Origin of the sequence: Pseudomonas sp. SLFW, from assembly GCF_009905615.1 — a bacterium.
GTDB lineage: Bacteria > Pseudomonadota > Gammaproteobacteria > Pseudomonadales > Pseudomonadaceae > Aquipseudomonas > Aquipseudomonas bambusae.
The window spans coordinates 13,875-28,602 of record NZ_JAAAKW010000018.1 but is presented as its reverse complement, the minus strand read 5'-3'; the positions used below and the strand labels follow the sequence as shown (position 1 = coordinate 28,602).

The following is a 14,728-nucleotide window of genomic DNA, read 5'->3' as shown; positions in this document are numbered from 1 at the left end:
GCCATGAACACCCAACGCCCCCTTTCCGTTTCACGCTTCGAGGACAGCCCCATGATCACCCTGGCGTCTCGTTTCAAACGCACGGGCGTCTTTGCCCTGAGCGCACTCGTCATCGCCCTCGCAGGCTGTACCGTCGGGCCTGACTACCAGCAGCCGAAAAACACACTGACCGCGTCCTACCAGAATCAGACGCTGTTGCAGCAGCGGGTTGGCGACACCCCGGCCCCGGCGCTGGACACGTGGTGGACCGGCTTCAACGACCCGGAACTGACCCGCATCGTTCAACGTGTGCTGGATCAGAACCTTGACCTGGCGAAATCCTTCGCCCGTGTCGAACAGGCCCGCGCCGTGGCGCAACAGGCCGGTGCGATACGCTTGCCTCAGGGTGCGCTGGACGCCAAAGCGATTCGTCAACGCCAGTCCACCGAGAGCGCCCAAGGTCAGTTGGGCAGCGCGTTTCCGGGTTACGACCGCAACCAGACGCTGGAAACCTTCGGCGTCGGTGCCAGTTGGGAAGCCGACTTGGCGGGTGGTCTGAAGCGCGGCGAAGAGGCGGCAGTGGATGAAGCGCAGGCCGCCGAAGCCAGCCATGTGGGCGTGCGAATCTCAGTCGCGTCCGAGGCCGCCGATGCCTACTTCCGCATTCGTGGCGCGCAGCAACGGCTGGCGGTCGCCGAAGATCAGGTCAAGACCCAGAACGGTTTGCTGGACCTGATCAACGACCGCATGGGCAGCGGCCTGGCGACGAACCGCGAACAGGCCCAGGCCAAGGCGCTGGTGTTGCAGGCACGGGCGACAATTCCGCCGTTGCGCACCGAACTGGCGACCCAACTCAACCGGCTGGACGTGCTGATGGGCGCACAGCCCGGCACCTACGCGCTGGAAATGAAAAACAGCGCGCAGACCTACAGCGTGCCGACCATCAGCGATTCCGAAGGGCCCGCCGAGCTGCTGCGTCGTCGCCCGGACGTGATTGCCGCCGAACGCAAACTGGCGGCGTCCAATGCGCGGATTGGCGCGGCGATTTCCGAGTATTACCCGAAGGTCTCGCTGTCCGGCTTGTTGGGGTTCGACACGGCCCACAGCGGCCAGCTGTTCACCTCGTCAGCGTTCCAGCCCCAGGCGATTGTGGGCCTGCATTGGCGGCTGTTCGATTTCGGTCGCGTGGACGCCGAAGTCGCACAAGCCAAAGGCGCCAATGCCGAGGCGCTGGCCGAGTACCGGCAGGTGATGTTGAAGGCCACCGAAGACGTCGAGAACGCCATCGTCACGCTGGTGGAACTGGAACAACAGCGCACGGAAGTGAATGAGGAAGTCGCCGCGCACCAGACCGCACGGGACGCCGCGCAGGATGCCTACAAAGGCGGCGCGATCAGCCTGGTGGAAGTGCTGGATGAAGACCGGCAATTGCTGGTGTCGCGGGATCAACTGGCGCAGTTGCATGCCAATGATGCGAGGGCGGCGGTGTCGACCTTCCGCGCGTTGGGCGGCGGTTGGCCACAGAATAAGGTAATGACCCGCCGCTGACCTGTTGGAGCGTGGCTTGTCCCGTGATCGGCGGGGAACCCGTCGTAAACTCCGCGCGCACGGTGTGCCTGATCCACCCTGCGCCCCCCCTTTACGACTGCTGCGCAGCCGATCGCGGGACAAGCCACGCTCCTACAAAATCTGTGCCTGATCAGCACTGTAGGAGTGAGCTTGCTCGCGATGCGTCAAGTCGGGTCACGCAACGGGTGGCTGAAAGACCGCTATCGCGAGCAGGCTCACTCCTACAGGGGTACTGGGCCGTTCAAAAATCGATAAATCAGCCCTTGATGAAGCCCAACAGAATCTCGTTGATCTCATCGGCCTGCACGGTACACATCCCGTGCGACCCACCCTTTACCAAATGCAGCGTCGAGCTTTTCACCAGCGTGTGGCTCTTCTCGCCCGAAGCTACCAGCGGCACGATCTGATCGTCGTCGCCGTGGAGGATCAGGGTCGGCACGTCGATCTTTTTCAGGTCTTCGGTGAAGTCGGTTTCGGAGAACGCCTTGATGCAGTCATATTCGCCCTTGATGCTGCCGAGCATGCCGATGGACCAGAACGAATCGATAGCGCCCTGAGAGGTCTTCGCGCCATCGCGATTGAAGCCGAAGAATGGCACCGCGAGGTCTTTGAAGAACTGCGAGCGGTCAGCCGTGAAGCCGGCGCGAATGCCATCAAAGACATCGATGGGCAGGCCTTCCGGATTGGCGGCCGTTTTCAGCATCAGCGGCGGCACCGCGCCGATCAGCACGGCCTTGGCCACGCGGGACGAGCCATGACGTCCGATGTAACGCGCCACTTCGCCACCACCGGTGGAGTGGCCGATCATGATCACGTCTTTCAGGTCCAGCGCTTCGAACAGCTGCGCCAGGTCATCGGCGTAGGTGTCCATGTCGTTGCCTTCCCAGGTCTGTCCGGAGCGCCCGTGACCACGACGGTCGTGAGCGATCACGCGGTAGCCTTTCTGGCCGAGGAACAGCATCTGCGCGTCCCAGGCATCGCCATCCAGCGGCCAGCCGTGGGAAAACACGATGGGCTGACCGGTGCCCCAGTCCTTGTAGAAAAACTCGGTGCCGTCTTTGAGGGTCAGGATAGACATGGGGCGCAATCTCCGGGAAAGGTGCAGGGAAAATTGAGCGTAGACCGGGTTTGCGGATGTGCCTTGTAGATATGTGCTGGTTTGAGGCCCCTGCGGATGGAAGATCGCACCCTTCTGGGCCGGGCCTCTATGGGAGCCAATACCTTCGCGAAAAATTTGCCTGCCAATCAAGATGCATCGGTTAGGCGGGCCATCTCAAGGACGCCACTAAGGCGGAAAAGACGTTAAAGCGTCATTCCGTCCCGCGCCACGATCACATGCCCCGGCAATTCCCTTTCATGGCCCCTTAACCACGCATCCAGTGTGTGCCCCACGTGAGTCAACACCCCCTGCCCCGGTTGCAAATCCGCGATGATCTGCAACGCCAGATTCAGATCGTTGTGGTTGCGCGGCGTCTGGGGCTGAGGCGGCATCGAACAGTCGAGGATCAGCACGTCCAGCGCTCGCTCACGCAGGTACGCGGCGGTGTCGTTGGGCAAGCCCACGGTGTCGGTGAGGTACGCAATCCGGCGTCCGCCGCCTTCCAGCAGATACCCCAGCGTCGGTTTGGAATGCAGCAACGGCAAGGCCGTCACTTGAAGCTCGCCAAACGTTCGCGACTCGAACGCGGCGAACGGTTGGCTGAAATCGAGAATGCCCGGGTGCTTGTAGAGGTCCGACAGCCCTTCCGGGTCGGCCGGGCCGTGCACCGGGATCACCAGTCCCTGCCCCCAGCGCAGATGGAGCAGCCCTTGCGCGTGGTCGGCGTGGTAGTGGGTCTGGAGGATGCCGCTGAGGCTGCGCGGCGGAAAACGTTCGGTGAGGTCAGGCAGCCCGCTGTCGATCAACCAGCGTTGCTCCCCCAGTTCAACCAGCGCCGAACACGGGCGTCGACGCAGGCGCGAATCGGCATGGGCCGCTTCGCATGCAGGGCACTCACACCCGTAGACCGGCACTTGTCGCGCATCCCCGGTGCCCAATAACGTCAGGCGCATGCGTGCTCCCGGTCGAGGCGTTGCAGCAAGCGGGCGACGGTCTGCTCCAGTGCGCCGGAGTTGTCCAGCAAGAGAATCGATGCGCCGTTCGCAGGCCCGGCAGCGGCCAGCAGGTCATCGGCAAACTGCGCGTTGCGCGACAGCCGTGCCTCGACCTCCTGCGCCGACTCACGGCCCCGCGCCAGCAACCGCTGGCGCAAGACCACCTGATCGACACTCAGCAACACCACCCACAAATCGGGATAACGCGCCCGCGCCTGTGGCAGATGCCCCCGCGAACCGTTGATCAGCACGTCGTGACCGTCGGCCAGCCATTGATCGATCTCGTTCGGGATACCGTAATGCAGGCCGTTGGCGAACCAGCTCAGGGCAAACGCGCCCTGAGCCTGCATCTCGGCGAATTGCTCGACGCTGACGGCCTGCGCCGCCTCGCCCTTGGCTTCCGCCGAACGGGTAATGACCCGGCGCACGATCCGGCAGCCCCGAGAGGCCAGGGGTTCGCGCGCGGCATCCAGCAGGCTGTCCTTGCCCGAACCGGACGGTCCGATGAGATAGATCAACCTGCCTGCCATCAGAAAACCCTCTTCGCTTGTCGCCAGACCTGCTGAATCACCGGCAGGTTGCCCACGGCACGGGCATGGATCAGATCGGCGCGCAGGCCGACGCGGATCTCGCCACGGTCCTGCAACCCCGCCGAACGCGCGGGCGCCAGGCTTACGGTGGTGACGGCTTTTGCCAGCCCTGCGCCCGTCTGCGGCTGATCGTCGTCCAGTTGCGCACCGAGGGTGAACGCGGCCTGCAACAGACTCGCCGGATAGTAATCGCTGGAGAGAATATCCAGTAGCCCTTCTTTAGCAAGGGTCGCCGCCGCGATGTTGCCGGAGTGCGAGCCGCCACGGACGATGTTCGGCGCGCCCATCAGCACGCTCATGTCCAGACGACGGCAGGCCTGCGCCGCTTCCAGGGTGGTCGGGAACTCGGCGATGGTCATGCCATAGCCTGCGGACTCCTCGACGTGCTCGACCGTCGCGTCGTCATGACTGGCCACCGACAGGCCACGCGCCAGGCAGATGTCGACGATGGCCTTGCGGTAACGGTCACTGTAAATCTTCGAATTGGCGACCTGCTCGACGATGAATTCATCCATCTGCTGATTGCTCAGGTGGTATTTGCCCATGTAGTACTCACGGTACTTGGATTCAAGGGCGAACTGACGCTGACCCGGCGAATGGTCCATGGTCGAGACCAGTTGCACCAACGGCTGCTCCACCAGGTCGCGGAACACGCTGAGGGTGTCCGGATGGCAGACTTCGCAACGCAGGTGCAAGCGGTGTTCGGCGCGGGTCATGTCGGCGGCGTTGGCCTTGGCGATAGCTTCGACCATCCCCGGCAGTTGCTGCATGCGCTTGCCCTTGGGGTTGACGTCGCCGATGGACAGCGCGTCGAACACCGTGGTGATGCCCGCCGCGATGATCTGCGCGTCGTGGCTGATCACCGCCGAGGCCGACGGCCAGTCCACACCGGGACGCGGGCTGAGGTGTTTTTCAAGGTTGTCGGTGTGCAGCTCGACCAGCCCCGGCAGCAGGTAATCGCCATCGAGGTTCTGAGACTGAGGCAGATAACTCACGCCGGTCTGCACGTCGCTGATCATCCCGTCCCGCAGGACGACGGTGCCGGTGAACACCTGATCGGCAGTGACGATGCGGGCGTTGGTCAGGATCTGTTCGTTCAGCATTGCAGCAACTCCTTGGCCGTCAGGTGCTTGTCGGGCAGTTGTTGAGGGGTCATGTCGAGCACGCGGTCGGACACCGCTTCGCGGGCCAGGCGGTCGTGGAAGATGCCGATCAGCGCGGCACCGGCGTGCTTGGCTTCGTTGATCAGCTCCAGCACCACCGCACGATTGCTGTCGTCCAGCGACGCGGTGGGTTCGTCGAGCAGCATCACCGGCCACGGCACCATGAAACCCCGGGCGATGTTGACGCGCTGTTGCTCACCGCCAGAAAAAGTCCCCGGCGCCAGCTGCCACAGGCTTTGTGGAATGTTCAGCCGGGCCAGCAACAGCTCGGCGCGGGCCTTGGCTTCCTCGCGACTCCAGCCACGGGCCAAGGCCGGTTCCATCACCACGTCAAGCGTGGCAACCCGAGGGATCACCCGCAAAAACTGGCTGACGTAGCCCAGCGTCTGCCGACGCACTTCCAGCACTTGCCGAGGCTCGGCACCGACCAGTTCCAGCCATTGGTTCTGATGCTTCACCCGAATGCTGCCGCCCGCAGGCAGGTAGTTGCCGTACAGCGTGCGCAGCAAGGTGCTTTTGCCCGCGCCGGAATGCCCGTGCAGCACCAGGCATTCGCCGCCGCGCACCGAGAAATTCAGGCCGCGCAGCACGTTGAGCACCACCCCGTTCTGCTGGTGCAGGGTGAAGGTTTTCGAGAGGTCCTGGACCTCGATCAGCGTGTTCATCAAAGCCACTCCAAAAGTCGGGTCAGGGCTGCATTCAAGGTTGCAGCACGGAAGAGACCAGCAACTGCGAATACGGGTGTTGCGGGTCGTCGAGGATCTGATCGGTCAAGCCGGTTTCGACGACGTGGGAACGGCGCATCACCATCAGCCGGTCGGCCAGCAGACGGGCCACGGCCAGGTCGTGAGTGACGATGACCACCGCCAGGTCAAGCTCACGCACCAGGCCGCGCATCAGGTCGAGCAAACGCGCTTGTACCGACACATCGAGGCCGCCGGTGGGCTCGTCCATGAACACCAGACGCGGGCCGGACACGAGGTTGCGGGCAATCTGCAAACGCTGTTGCATGCCGCCGGAAAAAGTCCGGGGCAGGTCGTCGATGCGCGCCGGGTCGATTTCCACCTGATTCAGCCAGTCCAGCCCCGCTGCGCGCAGTTGCTGGTAATTGCGCACGCCCTGAGCCATCAAGCGTTCGCCGATGTTGGCGCCTGCCGAAACCGCCATGCGCAGACCGTCGCGAGGATTCTGCTCGACGAAGCCCCACTCGGTGCGCAGCAAGGTGCGGCGCTGGGCTTCGCTGGCGCTGTAGAGGTCCAGCCAATGGCCTTGCGTGTCGCGGTAATCGATGACGCCGCTGTCTGGCGGGCAACGGCCACTGAGCAGCGACAGCAAGGTCGATTTGCCCGAGCCCGACTCGCCGACGATGCCCAGCACTTCGCCGGGGTACAGGTCGAAACTCACGTTCTGGCAGCCCTTTTCCGGGCCGTACAATTTGCCCAGGCCCTTGACCTTGAGCAGCGGCTGGCTGCGATCGGTGATCGCCTCCGGTTGCAGCTTTCTGGCAGCGATCATGGCTTCGCCCTCCCCTCGTTGACCCGTTGCGCGCAATAGTCGGTGTCGGAACAGACAAAGCTCTGGGTGCCTTGATCGTCGAGAATCAGCTCGTCGAGGAACGAGTCATGGCTGCCGCAGATGGCGCAGTTGTGTGTCCACTTCTGCACTTCGAAGGGGTGATCCTCGAAGTCCAGGCTGGTGACGCGGGTGTACGGCGGAATGGCGTAAAGGCGCTTCTCGCGACCGGCGCCAAACAGCATCAGTGCCGGGTTCATGTCGAGTTTCGGGTTGTCGAATTTCGGGATCGGCGACGGGTCCGTCACGTAGCGCTCGTCCACCATGACCGGGTAGGCGTAGGCCGTGGCGATGTGGCCGAAGGTGGCGATGTCTTCGTACAGCTTGACGTGCATCACCCCGTAATCGTTGAGCGCGTGCATGGTGCGGGTTTCGGTCTCCGACGGCTCGATGAAGCGCAGCGGTTCGGGAATCGGTACCTGCAAGACCATGATCTGACCGGCGTGCAGCGGCGTTTCCGGCATGCGGTGGCGGGTCTGGATGATCGTCGCGTCCGTGGTGCGCTCGGTGGTTTCGACGCCAGCGGTGCGGGCGAAGAAGCGGCGGATCGACACCGCGTTGGTAGTGTCGTCAGCGCCCTGGTCGATGACCTTGAGCACGTCTTCGGCGCCGAGGATTGCGGCGGTCAGCTGCATGCCGCCGGTGCCCCAACCATAGGGCAGTGGCATTTCACGGCCGCCGAACGGCACTTGGTAACCGGGAATCGCCACGGCCTTGAGCAGACCGCGACGGATCATGCGTTTGGTCTGTTCGTCCAGGTAGGCGAAGTTGTACGCCTCGTCGCGCTGCGGGCGAGGTTGTTGTCGAGGGTCAGTGGCGGCGTTCATTGGGCCGACTCCTTTGCAGGCGCGCGCAGCTTGCGGACCAGTTCCAGTTCGGCCTGGAAGTCCACGTAGTGCGGCAGTTTCAGGTGCGACACGAAGCCCGAGGCATCGACGTTGTCGCAGTGAGCGAGGACGAATTCTTCCTGTTGCGCGGGCGAGACGACTTCTTCGGCGTACTCCCCGGCGCGCAGCGAGCGGTCCACCAGCGCCATGCCCATGGCCTTGCGCTCGGCGTGGCCAAAGGTCAGGCCGTAACCCCGGGTGAACTGCGGCAGCTCGGTGGCCGAACCTACGAACTGGTTGACCATCTCGCACTCGGTGACCTCGATGGCGCCGATGGAAATCGGAAAGCCCAGTTCCTCCGGCTCGATCCACACCTCGACCTCACCGACACGAATCTCCCCGGCAAACGGGTGATTGCGGCCGTAGCCCCGTTGGGTCGAATAGCCCAGCGCCAACAGGAAACCTTCGTCGCCACGGGCCAGCGCTTGCAGGCGCTCGGCGCGGCTGGCCGGGTATTCCAGCGGCTCGCGGGTGATGTCGGCGACCGGCGCACCGGTGTCCGGTTCGTCCTTGATCAAGCCTTCTTTCGCCAACAGACCCGAGACCCGAGGACAGGCCTCGACAGTGGCGTCAGGGCGGGTTTGCGGACCGGGGAACACGCCTTCCGCCAGCAGGGTGAAATCCAGCAGGCGGTGGGTGTAGTCGAAGGTCGGGCCGAGCAGTTGACCGCCGGGCACGTCCTTGAAGGTTGCCGACAGTCGACGGCTGATCTGCATCGCCGAGGTGTCGATAGGCAGGCTCGCGGCGAAGCGCGGCAGCGTGGTGCGATAGGCGCGCAGCAGGAAGATCGCTTCCACCAGATCGCCCGCTGCCTGCTTGATCGCCAGCGCGGCGAGTTCGGTGTCGTACAGCGAACCTTCGGTCATCACCCGAGCGACGGCCAGGGGCAGTTGCTGACGAATCTGTTCGACGCCCAGTTCCGCGACGGAGGTGTCACCCCGGCGCTTTTTTGCGAGCAACTTGTGAGCGTTGTCGATGGCCTGTTCGCCACCTTTCACGGCAACGTACATCAGACACCTCCATTCGACAGGACGCGGGTGCTGCGCGGCAGTCCCATCAACTCGCTGCCCGCAACGAAGAACACGTCGATGCCACGGGGAAAATCGTTGCGTGCGCTGCGCTCGGCCCAGAAGGCGTCCTGCAACGGCAGGCTGACGTGGTTTTTGCTTTCGATGCCCGGCCCTTGCCAGGCCAACTGGCGACCGCCTTGCAGGCTCGGCAACTGAACCAGCAACGTGCAGGACTGATCGGGGTAGCGGTCGTTGCCCAGGTCGAAGCCGCTCAGGTCATGGAGCTGGCTGTCATCGAGCAAGGCAAAGCGTGCGTTCTGGCGGTCGCTGACGATGGGGCAACCGCAGTGAAAGGTCAGGTTGGCGCGAATCGCCTGGGTGTCGAATGTGGGGGCGAGCCACAGCGGCGTGTCGACGTCCAGCAAGGCAAGGCACAGGGCGTGACTGGCCGAGGCGAGGCCTTCGAGGTGCGGCGGGATTTGCGCCGAGGACAGGCTCTGGGCCACGCCCGGTCCGGCGAGGGCCTTGAGGGCAGCGCGGAAACTGCGCTGGGCGTCCAGCACCGGGTCGGCGAAGGCAGGCTGTAAAAGCGAAGCGGTGGCGAGCGTCGTGTTCATCAGTTTTCTCCTCGAACCAGCGTGAAGAAGTCCACCTTGGTCGCGGCGGTTTCGGCGTGTTGTTGGGACCGGCGTTCGGCGTGGGCCTTGGCCAGCGGTTCGATCAGTTCGCGCAGCCAGTGGGCCTGTTGCGCGCCTTGCAGGTGAGCGTCGGCCAGGGCGGCCAGTTCGGCGTGGGCCTTGTCGCGCCCAGCCAGGTAGCTGTAACCGGTGCGCCCGTCGCCGAGGCGCACCACGCAGCGGGTCACAGTCATCTCGCCGAGGTTGAACGCTGCCCCGCTGCCGCCCATGCGGCCACGGACCAGGGTCATGCCAATTTCAGGGGCGCGGATCAGCTGATACTCGACGTCGCGCAGGGCGTCTTCGTGAGGCTGCAAATCCTTGCGTTGCGTGCGGGACAACACGCCGATCCAGTGCTGGCGTGCCGCGTGTTCGGGGGGCGTGGTGAAAGCGGATGAAGCAGTCATCGAGGGCATCTCCATCAGGTGACGATCTGATACTGGAAGCGGTCGGAGCGGCTGGTGGAATGGGCAATCTCCACCGGGTGTCCGTCGGCATCGCGGGAAAGGGTGAGCACCGTCAGCGCGGGCAAGTGGCGCGGCATCAGCAACACGCCGGCCTCTTCGCGGCTGGGCAGCCGGGCGCCGATCAGGCTGAAGGTGCGGGTCAACGGCAGGTCGCGGGACGCGAGGTACTGGCGCACCGAGCCGTTTTTGTAATCGGCCACCAGGGCGGCACGGCTGGCGCAATAGCGGTGGCGGATCAGGCTCACCGGCTGGCCGTCGAGGCGCCGCAGGGTTTGCAATTCGATCAGCGGCGCGTGTTCTTCAAGGCCCAGATGCTCGGCCTCTTCACGGGTCGCGACACAGTGACGGCGCTGCAGCAACACCGCCTCAACACCGTGCCCCAAGGCCGACAACGACTGGCTGTAGGCACTTTCGGCGGCCACCGGGTACACCAGCGGACGGCCTAGCACCTGCGTGCCTTTGCCCTGGCGGCGCAACAGGCTGCCTTCGCGCACCAATTCGTCGATGGCCCGGCGCACGGTGTGGCGGTTGACGTCGAAGCGCGCGGCCAGCTGGGTTTCAGCAGGCAGGAACTCACCGGCGATGTAGTGGTTCAGCTCGTTACGCAGGGTGTCTGCGAGTTCCCGGTAGACGGGTTCGGATTGTCTAGACAAGTGCATGGCTAAAAAAAGGGTTCGCACCCTCTCCTGTCGTGATCGTTAGATGAACTGCTTGCGCAGGCGCTGGGAGAAGATGTCGATGACGCTGACCACCACGATGATCACCAGCAGCACCGAACAGGTCTGGGTGAACTGAAACGCGCGGATGTTTTCCCAGAGGATCACGCCGATGCCACCCGCGCCGACCATCCCCACCACCGTCGCCGAGCGCACGTTGGATTCGAAGCGGTACAAGGCGTAGGAAATCCACAGCGGCATGACTTGCGGGATAACCCCGAAGATCACTTCCTGCAAGGCGCTGGCACCGGTGGCGCGCACCCCTTCCACCGGGCCTGGATCGATGGCTTCGACGGCCTCGGCGAAGAGCTTGGCCAGCACGCCCGTGGTGCTGATCCACAACGCCAGAACACCGGCAAACGGCCCAAGACCCACCGCGACCACAAATAGCATCGCGAAGACCATTTCATTGATGGAGCGGAACGAATCCATGACCCGGCGCAGCGGTTGATGAATCCACCACGGGGTGATGTTGTCGGCGCAGAGCACGCCCAGCGGCACCGAGCATACGATCGCCAGCAGCGTGCCCCACAAGGCGATGTGCACCGTGACGATCATCTCTTGGAGGTACGAGCGCCATTCGTGGAAATCTGGGGGGAAGAAGTCGGCGGCGAAGGTCGCCATGTTGCCGGAGTCGCGGACCAGCGCCAGCGGGTTCATCTCGGCGCCGTGCCAGGCCCAGGCCATCATCGCGAAGAAGATGCCCCAGCCCAGGTATTGCGGCCAGGTGCGCTTGCCGACGGCGTCAGCGTATACAGCATGAGTGCTCATGACAGAGTCCCGGTATCTATGGGTTGCAGCAGACGCGACGGTTTGGCCACCGCGCCTGCCGATCGGCCGGTTAGCCGATTAGCCGATTAGCCGATTAGCCCGCCTTGGCGGTGTTCTGTTTTTCCAGCTCGGTGATGCGGTCTTGCAGCTTGGTCAGGCCGGCGTCGATCTCTTTCAGCTTCGCGCTCTTTTCATCGGCGCTCAGGCTGGTGCTGGCGGTGGTTTCAGTCTTCTGCTTGAACAGTTCCAGCTGGCGGATGGTCAGCAGCTGGTCGTCCGAGGACTTGAGGAACTTGCCCATCTGCATGTTCTTCAGCACAGCCTTTTCTTCGTCGGTATCGCCGTAATTGGCGAAGAAATCGCGGACCTTGTTTTTGGTCTCGTCGGACATGCCCTTGCGCCAGACCATCGGGTCGGCCGGGATGATTGGCGACTTCCAGATCACCTTGAGCTTGGCGGCGCTTTCCGGCTGGGTGACTTCCAGACGGTCCCAGCTCTCGGTGTTGAAGGTCGCGACGTCCAGTTGGCCCTTGGCAACGCTCAGGGCGTTGACTTCGTGGCTGGAGTTCAGGGTGCGTTTGAAGGCGGTGGCGGCATCGACGTGGTTCTTGGCGAACACGTAGTAGCCCGGCACCAGGTAGCCGGACGTGGAGTTCGGGTCACCGTTGCCGAAGGTCAGTTCCTTGGCGTGCTTGAACATGTCGTCGATGGAATTGATCGGGCTGTCCTTGCGCGCAATGATCACGCTCCAGTAACCCGGCGCGCCGTTGGCGGCAGCGGTCTGGGCGAAGATCTCGCCACCGGAACGGTCCACGGCTTCCATCGCCGCCTTGTTGCCCAGCCAGGCCACGTCGACCTTGTTGAAACGCATGCCCTGAATCAGACCCGCGTAGTCGGAAGCGAAGGTGGCGTTGACCTTCAGGCCGGTCTTTTTCGACATGTCGTCGAGGAACGGTTGCCAGACGCTTTTCAGGTTCTGCGACGACTCGGTGGACATGATGCCGAAGTTGAGGGTGCTTTCATCTGCGTGCGCGGCGCCCGTCAGGCAGCCGGCAACGAGAGCGGCAGACGCGAACACGCGACCGATACGGTTCAACATGGAGAGCTCCTGGAACATGGGTTGAGGTGTTGTTGTGGGGTGCTGTTCTGTGATGAACAATCAGGCCCGGGCCAGCGCCAATCGCGGGGGCTGGCTGGGATTGCGGCCCTGATCGGCGAACATCAGGCTGGCGTCGGCATCGGCGCCGTAGAGGTCGTTGAGGAACTGACCGTTAAGGTCGGCGCCATTGCCGTCGAAATGAATGCGGCCACCCTTGAGCGCCACGGCCCGTGGGCAATAGCGCACGGCGTAGTCCACTTGATGAAGGGTGACGACCACGGTCTTGCCGTCCTGACGGTTGATGTCAGCGAGGATTTCCATGACCTTGCGGGCGGACTCGGGGTCCAGTGACGCGATGGGTTCGTCGGCCAGAATGACTTCGGCCTGCTGGGTCAGTGCGCGGGCGATGGCGACCCGTTGTTGCTGGCCGCCGGACAACGTCGACGCGCGCTGCTGAGCGAGGTCTGCCAGCCCGACGCGGTCCAGGTTGGCCATGGCGCGGGCTTTTTCCTCGGCGTTGAACATCCCGAGGCTGCCACGCCAGCGCGGCATGCGGCCCAGGCAGCCGAGCAGAACGTTGTCCAACACGCTCAGGCGATTGACCAGGTTGAATTGCTGAAAGATGTAGCCGATGTCGGCGCGCAGACGGCGCACCTGGCCATTGAGGCGACCCGCCGCCTGAACCTCACGGCCCAGCACGCGGACGCTGCCGCCGTTGTTGCGATCGCAGCAGGCGAGTCCGGCCAGATGTCGCAACAGGGTGGATTTGCCCGAGCCGGAAGCGCCGATCAGCGCCACCATTTCTCCGGGTTGTATAGACAATGCGAGGTCAACCAGAGCGGTTTTGCGGGCAAATGTCTTGTTCAAACGGTCGACATGGATAGCTGGGTTCATGGGGCTTCTCTTGTCATGTGTTTCGGTTCCGGCGTCCTGCCAGGGGTGAATGTCAGCCGCCCGGTCCGTCCTGGAGCGTGCTCGGTGCGACCGACATTAGAGAGACCATGTGGCATTTCCGTGACCCGTGGATGAACCTCGGATAACAGTTCGTTGACCATTTGATGCGAGATTTTTCGCGGCTTTTGTCGACATGTTCGCGCAAAGTGCCGGTTCAGGGCGCACGCGAAATAGACAACCGGTACGCGCCGAGGCACGCTGGTGAATCCTCACTTTCCGGCACGCTCCGATGAAATGGATGAAATCGCTGACCGTTATCGTGCTCGGCGCGCTGCCTTTGCTGGCAATCGCCGACCATCAGGAGACTCACCCCTTGGCTGAAACCGGCTCTGCCCACTACCGCTTCGAACGTCTGAACATCGACTCCCCCGATCATCAACGGCATTACCGGCTGGACATCGGCATCCCGCGCAGCGCACCGCCTGCGTCGGGCTACCCGGTGATGTATTTGCTGGACGGCAACAACGTCATGGCCGAGGTGCAGGACGACTGGCTGGGTGAATTGAGCGCAGGCGCCCCGCCGCTGCTGGTGATGATCGGCTACGACATCGACGGGACCTACGACGGCGAACAGCGCACACGGGATTACACCGGGGAGACGTCAAAAGCGTTTCTGGCGTTGATCCTCACGACAATCAAACCCGAGGTGCAGGCGCAGTACAGCGTCGATCTGAAACGGCAGACCTTGTGGGGGCATTCGTTTGGCGGGCTGTTCACGCTCTATGCCTTGCTGCAGCGACCGGAGGCGTTCCAGACCTGGATCGCCGCCAGCGCCTCCCTCTGGTATCAGCCGATCACGTTCGACAACGGCATGGCGCTGACCGCGTTTCCCGCTGGCACAACGCGCACGGTGCGGCTGGTCAAGGGAGAACGGGAAGGCAAACCGCCCATCGCGCAATTCGACGGGGGTTCCGAGGAAAGAAGAAAGGCCATGTCGGCGGTGCCCAAAGAGGCCAACCGCTTGTTGGCGGAACACCTGGCGCGACTGCCGGGAACCGAGGCGAGTTACCAGCAATTCAACGGCAGGAACCATGGACAGATGTTCGGCACAGCGTTGCATCTGGGATTGCGCCGGGCTGCCGGGTTGCCTGAACAGCTTTGAGTGAGAGCCCCCTGCAACACAGTTGGCAACATCACCTGTAGGAGCGAATTTATTCGCGAAGGTGGCACAGGGGACACC

The 14,728-nt window shown here is 63.4% G+C and carries 16 protein-coding genes; 2 read left to right on the top strand and 14 right to left on the bottom strand.

The window, feature by feature from the left end; translation table 11 throughout:
- Positions 1-3 precede the first annotated feature (3 nt).
- Positions 4-1,527, top strand: coding sequence for an efflux transporter outer membrane subunit (locus tag GVN17_RS24110; RefSeq protein ID WP_256665368.1), 1,524 nt, complete (start codon positions 4-6; stop codon positions 1,525-1,527).
- A 277-nt stretch (positions 1,528-1,804) separates the two neighbouring features.
- Here GVN17_RS24110 and GVN17_RS24105 read toward each other — a convergent pair whose 3' ends face one another.
- From GVN17_RS24105 to phnC, 14 genes are all read right to left on the bottom strand, one after another.
- Positions 1,805-2,626: an alpha/beta fold hydrolase gene (locus GVN17_RS24105; RefSeq protein WP_166597782.1), complete on the bottom strand. Its 822-nt coding sequence runs from the start codon at positions 2,624-2,626 to the stop codon at positions 1,805-1,807.
- 224 nt (positions 2,627-2,850) lie between these two features.
- The gene (gene phnP / locus GVN17_RS24100) at positions 2,851-3,600 is read right to left on the bottom strand and encodes a phosphonate metabolism protein PhnP (protein ID WP_166597781.1); all 750 of its coding nucleotides are present in this window, start codon (positions 3,598-3,600) and stop codon (positions 2,851-2,853) included.
- Complete coding sequence (phnN, locus tag GVN17_RS24095) at positions 3,591-4,172, bottom strand: phosphonate metabolism protein/1,5-bisphosphokinase (PRPP-forming) PhnN (RefSeq protein ID WP_166597780.1); 582 nt, start codon at positions 4,170-4,172, stop codon at positions 3,591-3,593. The genes phnP and phnN overlap by 10 nt, the downstream gene beginning before the upstream one ends.
- On the bottom strand, positions 4,172-5,335 hold the full coding sequence (locus GVN17_RS24090; RefSeq protein ID WP_166597779.1) for an alpha-D-ribose 1-methylphosphonate 5-triphosphate diphosphatase: 1,164 nt from the start codon (positions 5,333-5,335) through the stop codon (positions 4,172-4,174). The genes phnN and GVN17_RS24090 overlap by 1 nt, the downstream gene beginning before the upstream one ends.
- On the bottom strand, positions 5,329-6,060 hold the full coding sequence (gene phnL / locus GVN17_RS24085; protein ID WP_166597778.1) for a phosphonate C-P lyase system protein PhnL: 732 nt from the start codon (positions 6,058-6,060) through the stop codon (positions 5,329-5,331). Before phnL ends, GVN17_RS24090 begins: the two co-directional genes overlap by 7 nt.
- 34 nt (positions 6,061-6,094) lie before the next feature.
- Entirely contained in the window at positions 6,095-6,910 is an 816-nt protein-coding gene (gene phnK / locus GVN17_RS24080; protein WP_166597777.1) for a phosphonate C-P lyase system protein PhnK, read from the bottom strand.
- Complete coding sequence (locus GVN17_RS24075) at positions 6,907-7,794, bottom strand: alpha-D-ribose 1-methylphosphonate 5-phosphate C-P-lyase PhnJ (RefSeq protein ID WP_166597776.1); 888 nt, start codon at positions 7,792-7,794, stop codon at positions 6,907-6,909. Before GVN17_RS24075 ends, phnK begins: the two co-directional genes overlap by 4 nt.
- The gene (locus GVN17_RS24070) at positions 7,791-8,864 is read right to left on the bottom strand and encodes a carbon-phosphorus lyase complex subunit PhnI (protein WP_166597775.1); all 1,074 of its coding nucleotides are present in this window, start codon (positions 8,862-8,864) and stop codon (positions 7,791-7,793) included. The genes GVN17_RS24075 and GVN17_RS24070 overlap by 4 nt, the downstream gene beginning before the upstream one ends.
- Complete coding sequence (phnH, locus tag GVN17_RS24065; protein ID WP_166597774.1) at positions 8,864-9,481, bottom strand: phosphonate C-P lyase system protein PhnH; 618 nt, start codon at positions 9,479-9,481, stop codon at positions 8,864-8,866. The genes GVN17_RS24070 and phnH overlap by 1 nt, the downstream gene beginning before the upstream one ends.
- A complete protein-coding gene (gene phnG, locus GVN17_RS24060; RefSeq protein ID WP_166597773.1) occupies positions 9,481-9,948 on the bottom strand; it encodes a phosphonate C-P lyase system protein PhnG in 468 nt (155 codons plus the stop codon). Before phnG ends, phnH begins: the two co-directional genes overlap by 1 nt.
- A 14-nt stretch (positions 9,949-9,962) precedes the next feature.
- Positions 9,963-10,667: a phosphonate metabolism transcriptional regulator PhnF gene (gene phnF, locus GVN17_RS24055; protein WP_166597772.1), complete on the bottom strand. Its 705-nt coding sequence runs from the start codon at positions 10,665-10,667 to the stop codon at positions 9,963-9,965.
- Positions 10,668-10,706: 39 nt separating this feature from the next.
- On the bottom strand, positions 10,707-11,495 hold the full coding sequence (phnE, locus tag GVN17_RS24050; RefSeq protein WP_166597771.1) for a phosphonate ABC transporter, permease protein PhnE: 789 nt from the start codon (positions 11,493-11,495) through the stop codon (positions 10,707-10,709).
- A 94-nt stretch (positions 11,496-11,589) separates the two neighbouring features.
- On the bottom strand, positions 11,590-12,594 hold the full coding sequence (gene phnD, locus GVN17_RS24045; RefSeq protein WP_166597770.1) for a phosphonate ABC transporter substrate-binding protein: 1,005 nt from the start codon (positions 12,592-12,594) through the stop codon (positions 11,590-11,592).
- Positions 12,595-12,654: 60 nt separating this feature from the next.
- Positions 12,655-13,488, bottom strand: coding sequence for a phosphonate ABC transporter ATP-binding protein (gene phnC / locus GVN17_RS24040; RefSeq protein ID WP_166597769.1), 834 nt, complete (start codon positions 13,486-13,488; stop codon positions 12,655-12,657).
- A 289-nt stretch (positions 13,489-13,777) separates the two neighbouring features.
- Between phnC and GVN17_RS24035 the strand changes: the two genes are divergently transcribed.
- The gene (locus GVN17_RS24035) at positions 13,778-14,650 is read left to right on the top strand and encodes an alpha/beta hydrolase (protein WP_166597768.1); all 873 of its coding nucleotides are present in this window, start codon (positions 13,778-13,780) and stop codon (positions 14,648-14,650) included.
- Positions 14,651-14,728 lie beyond the last annotated feature (78 nt).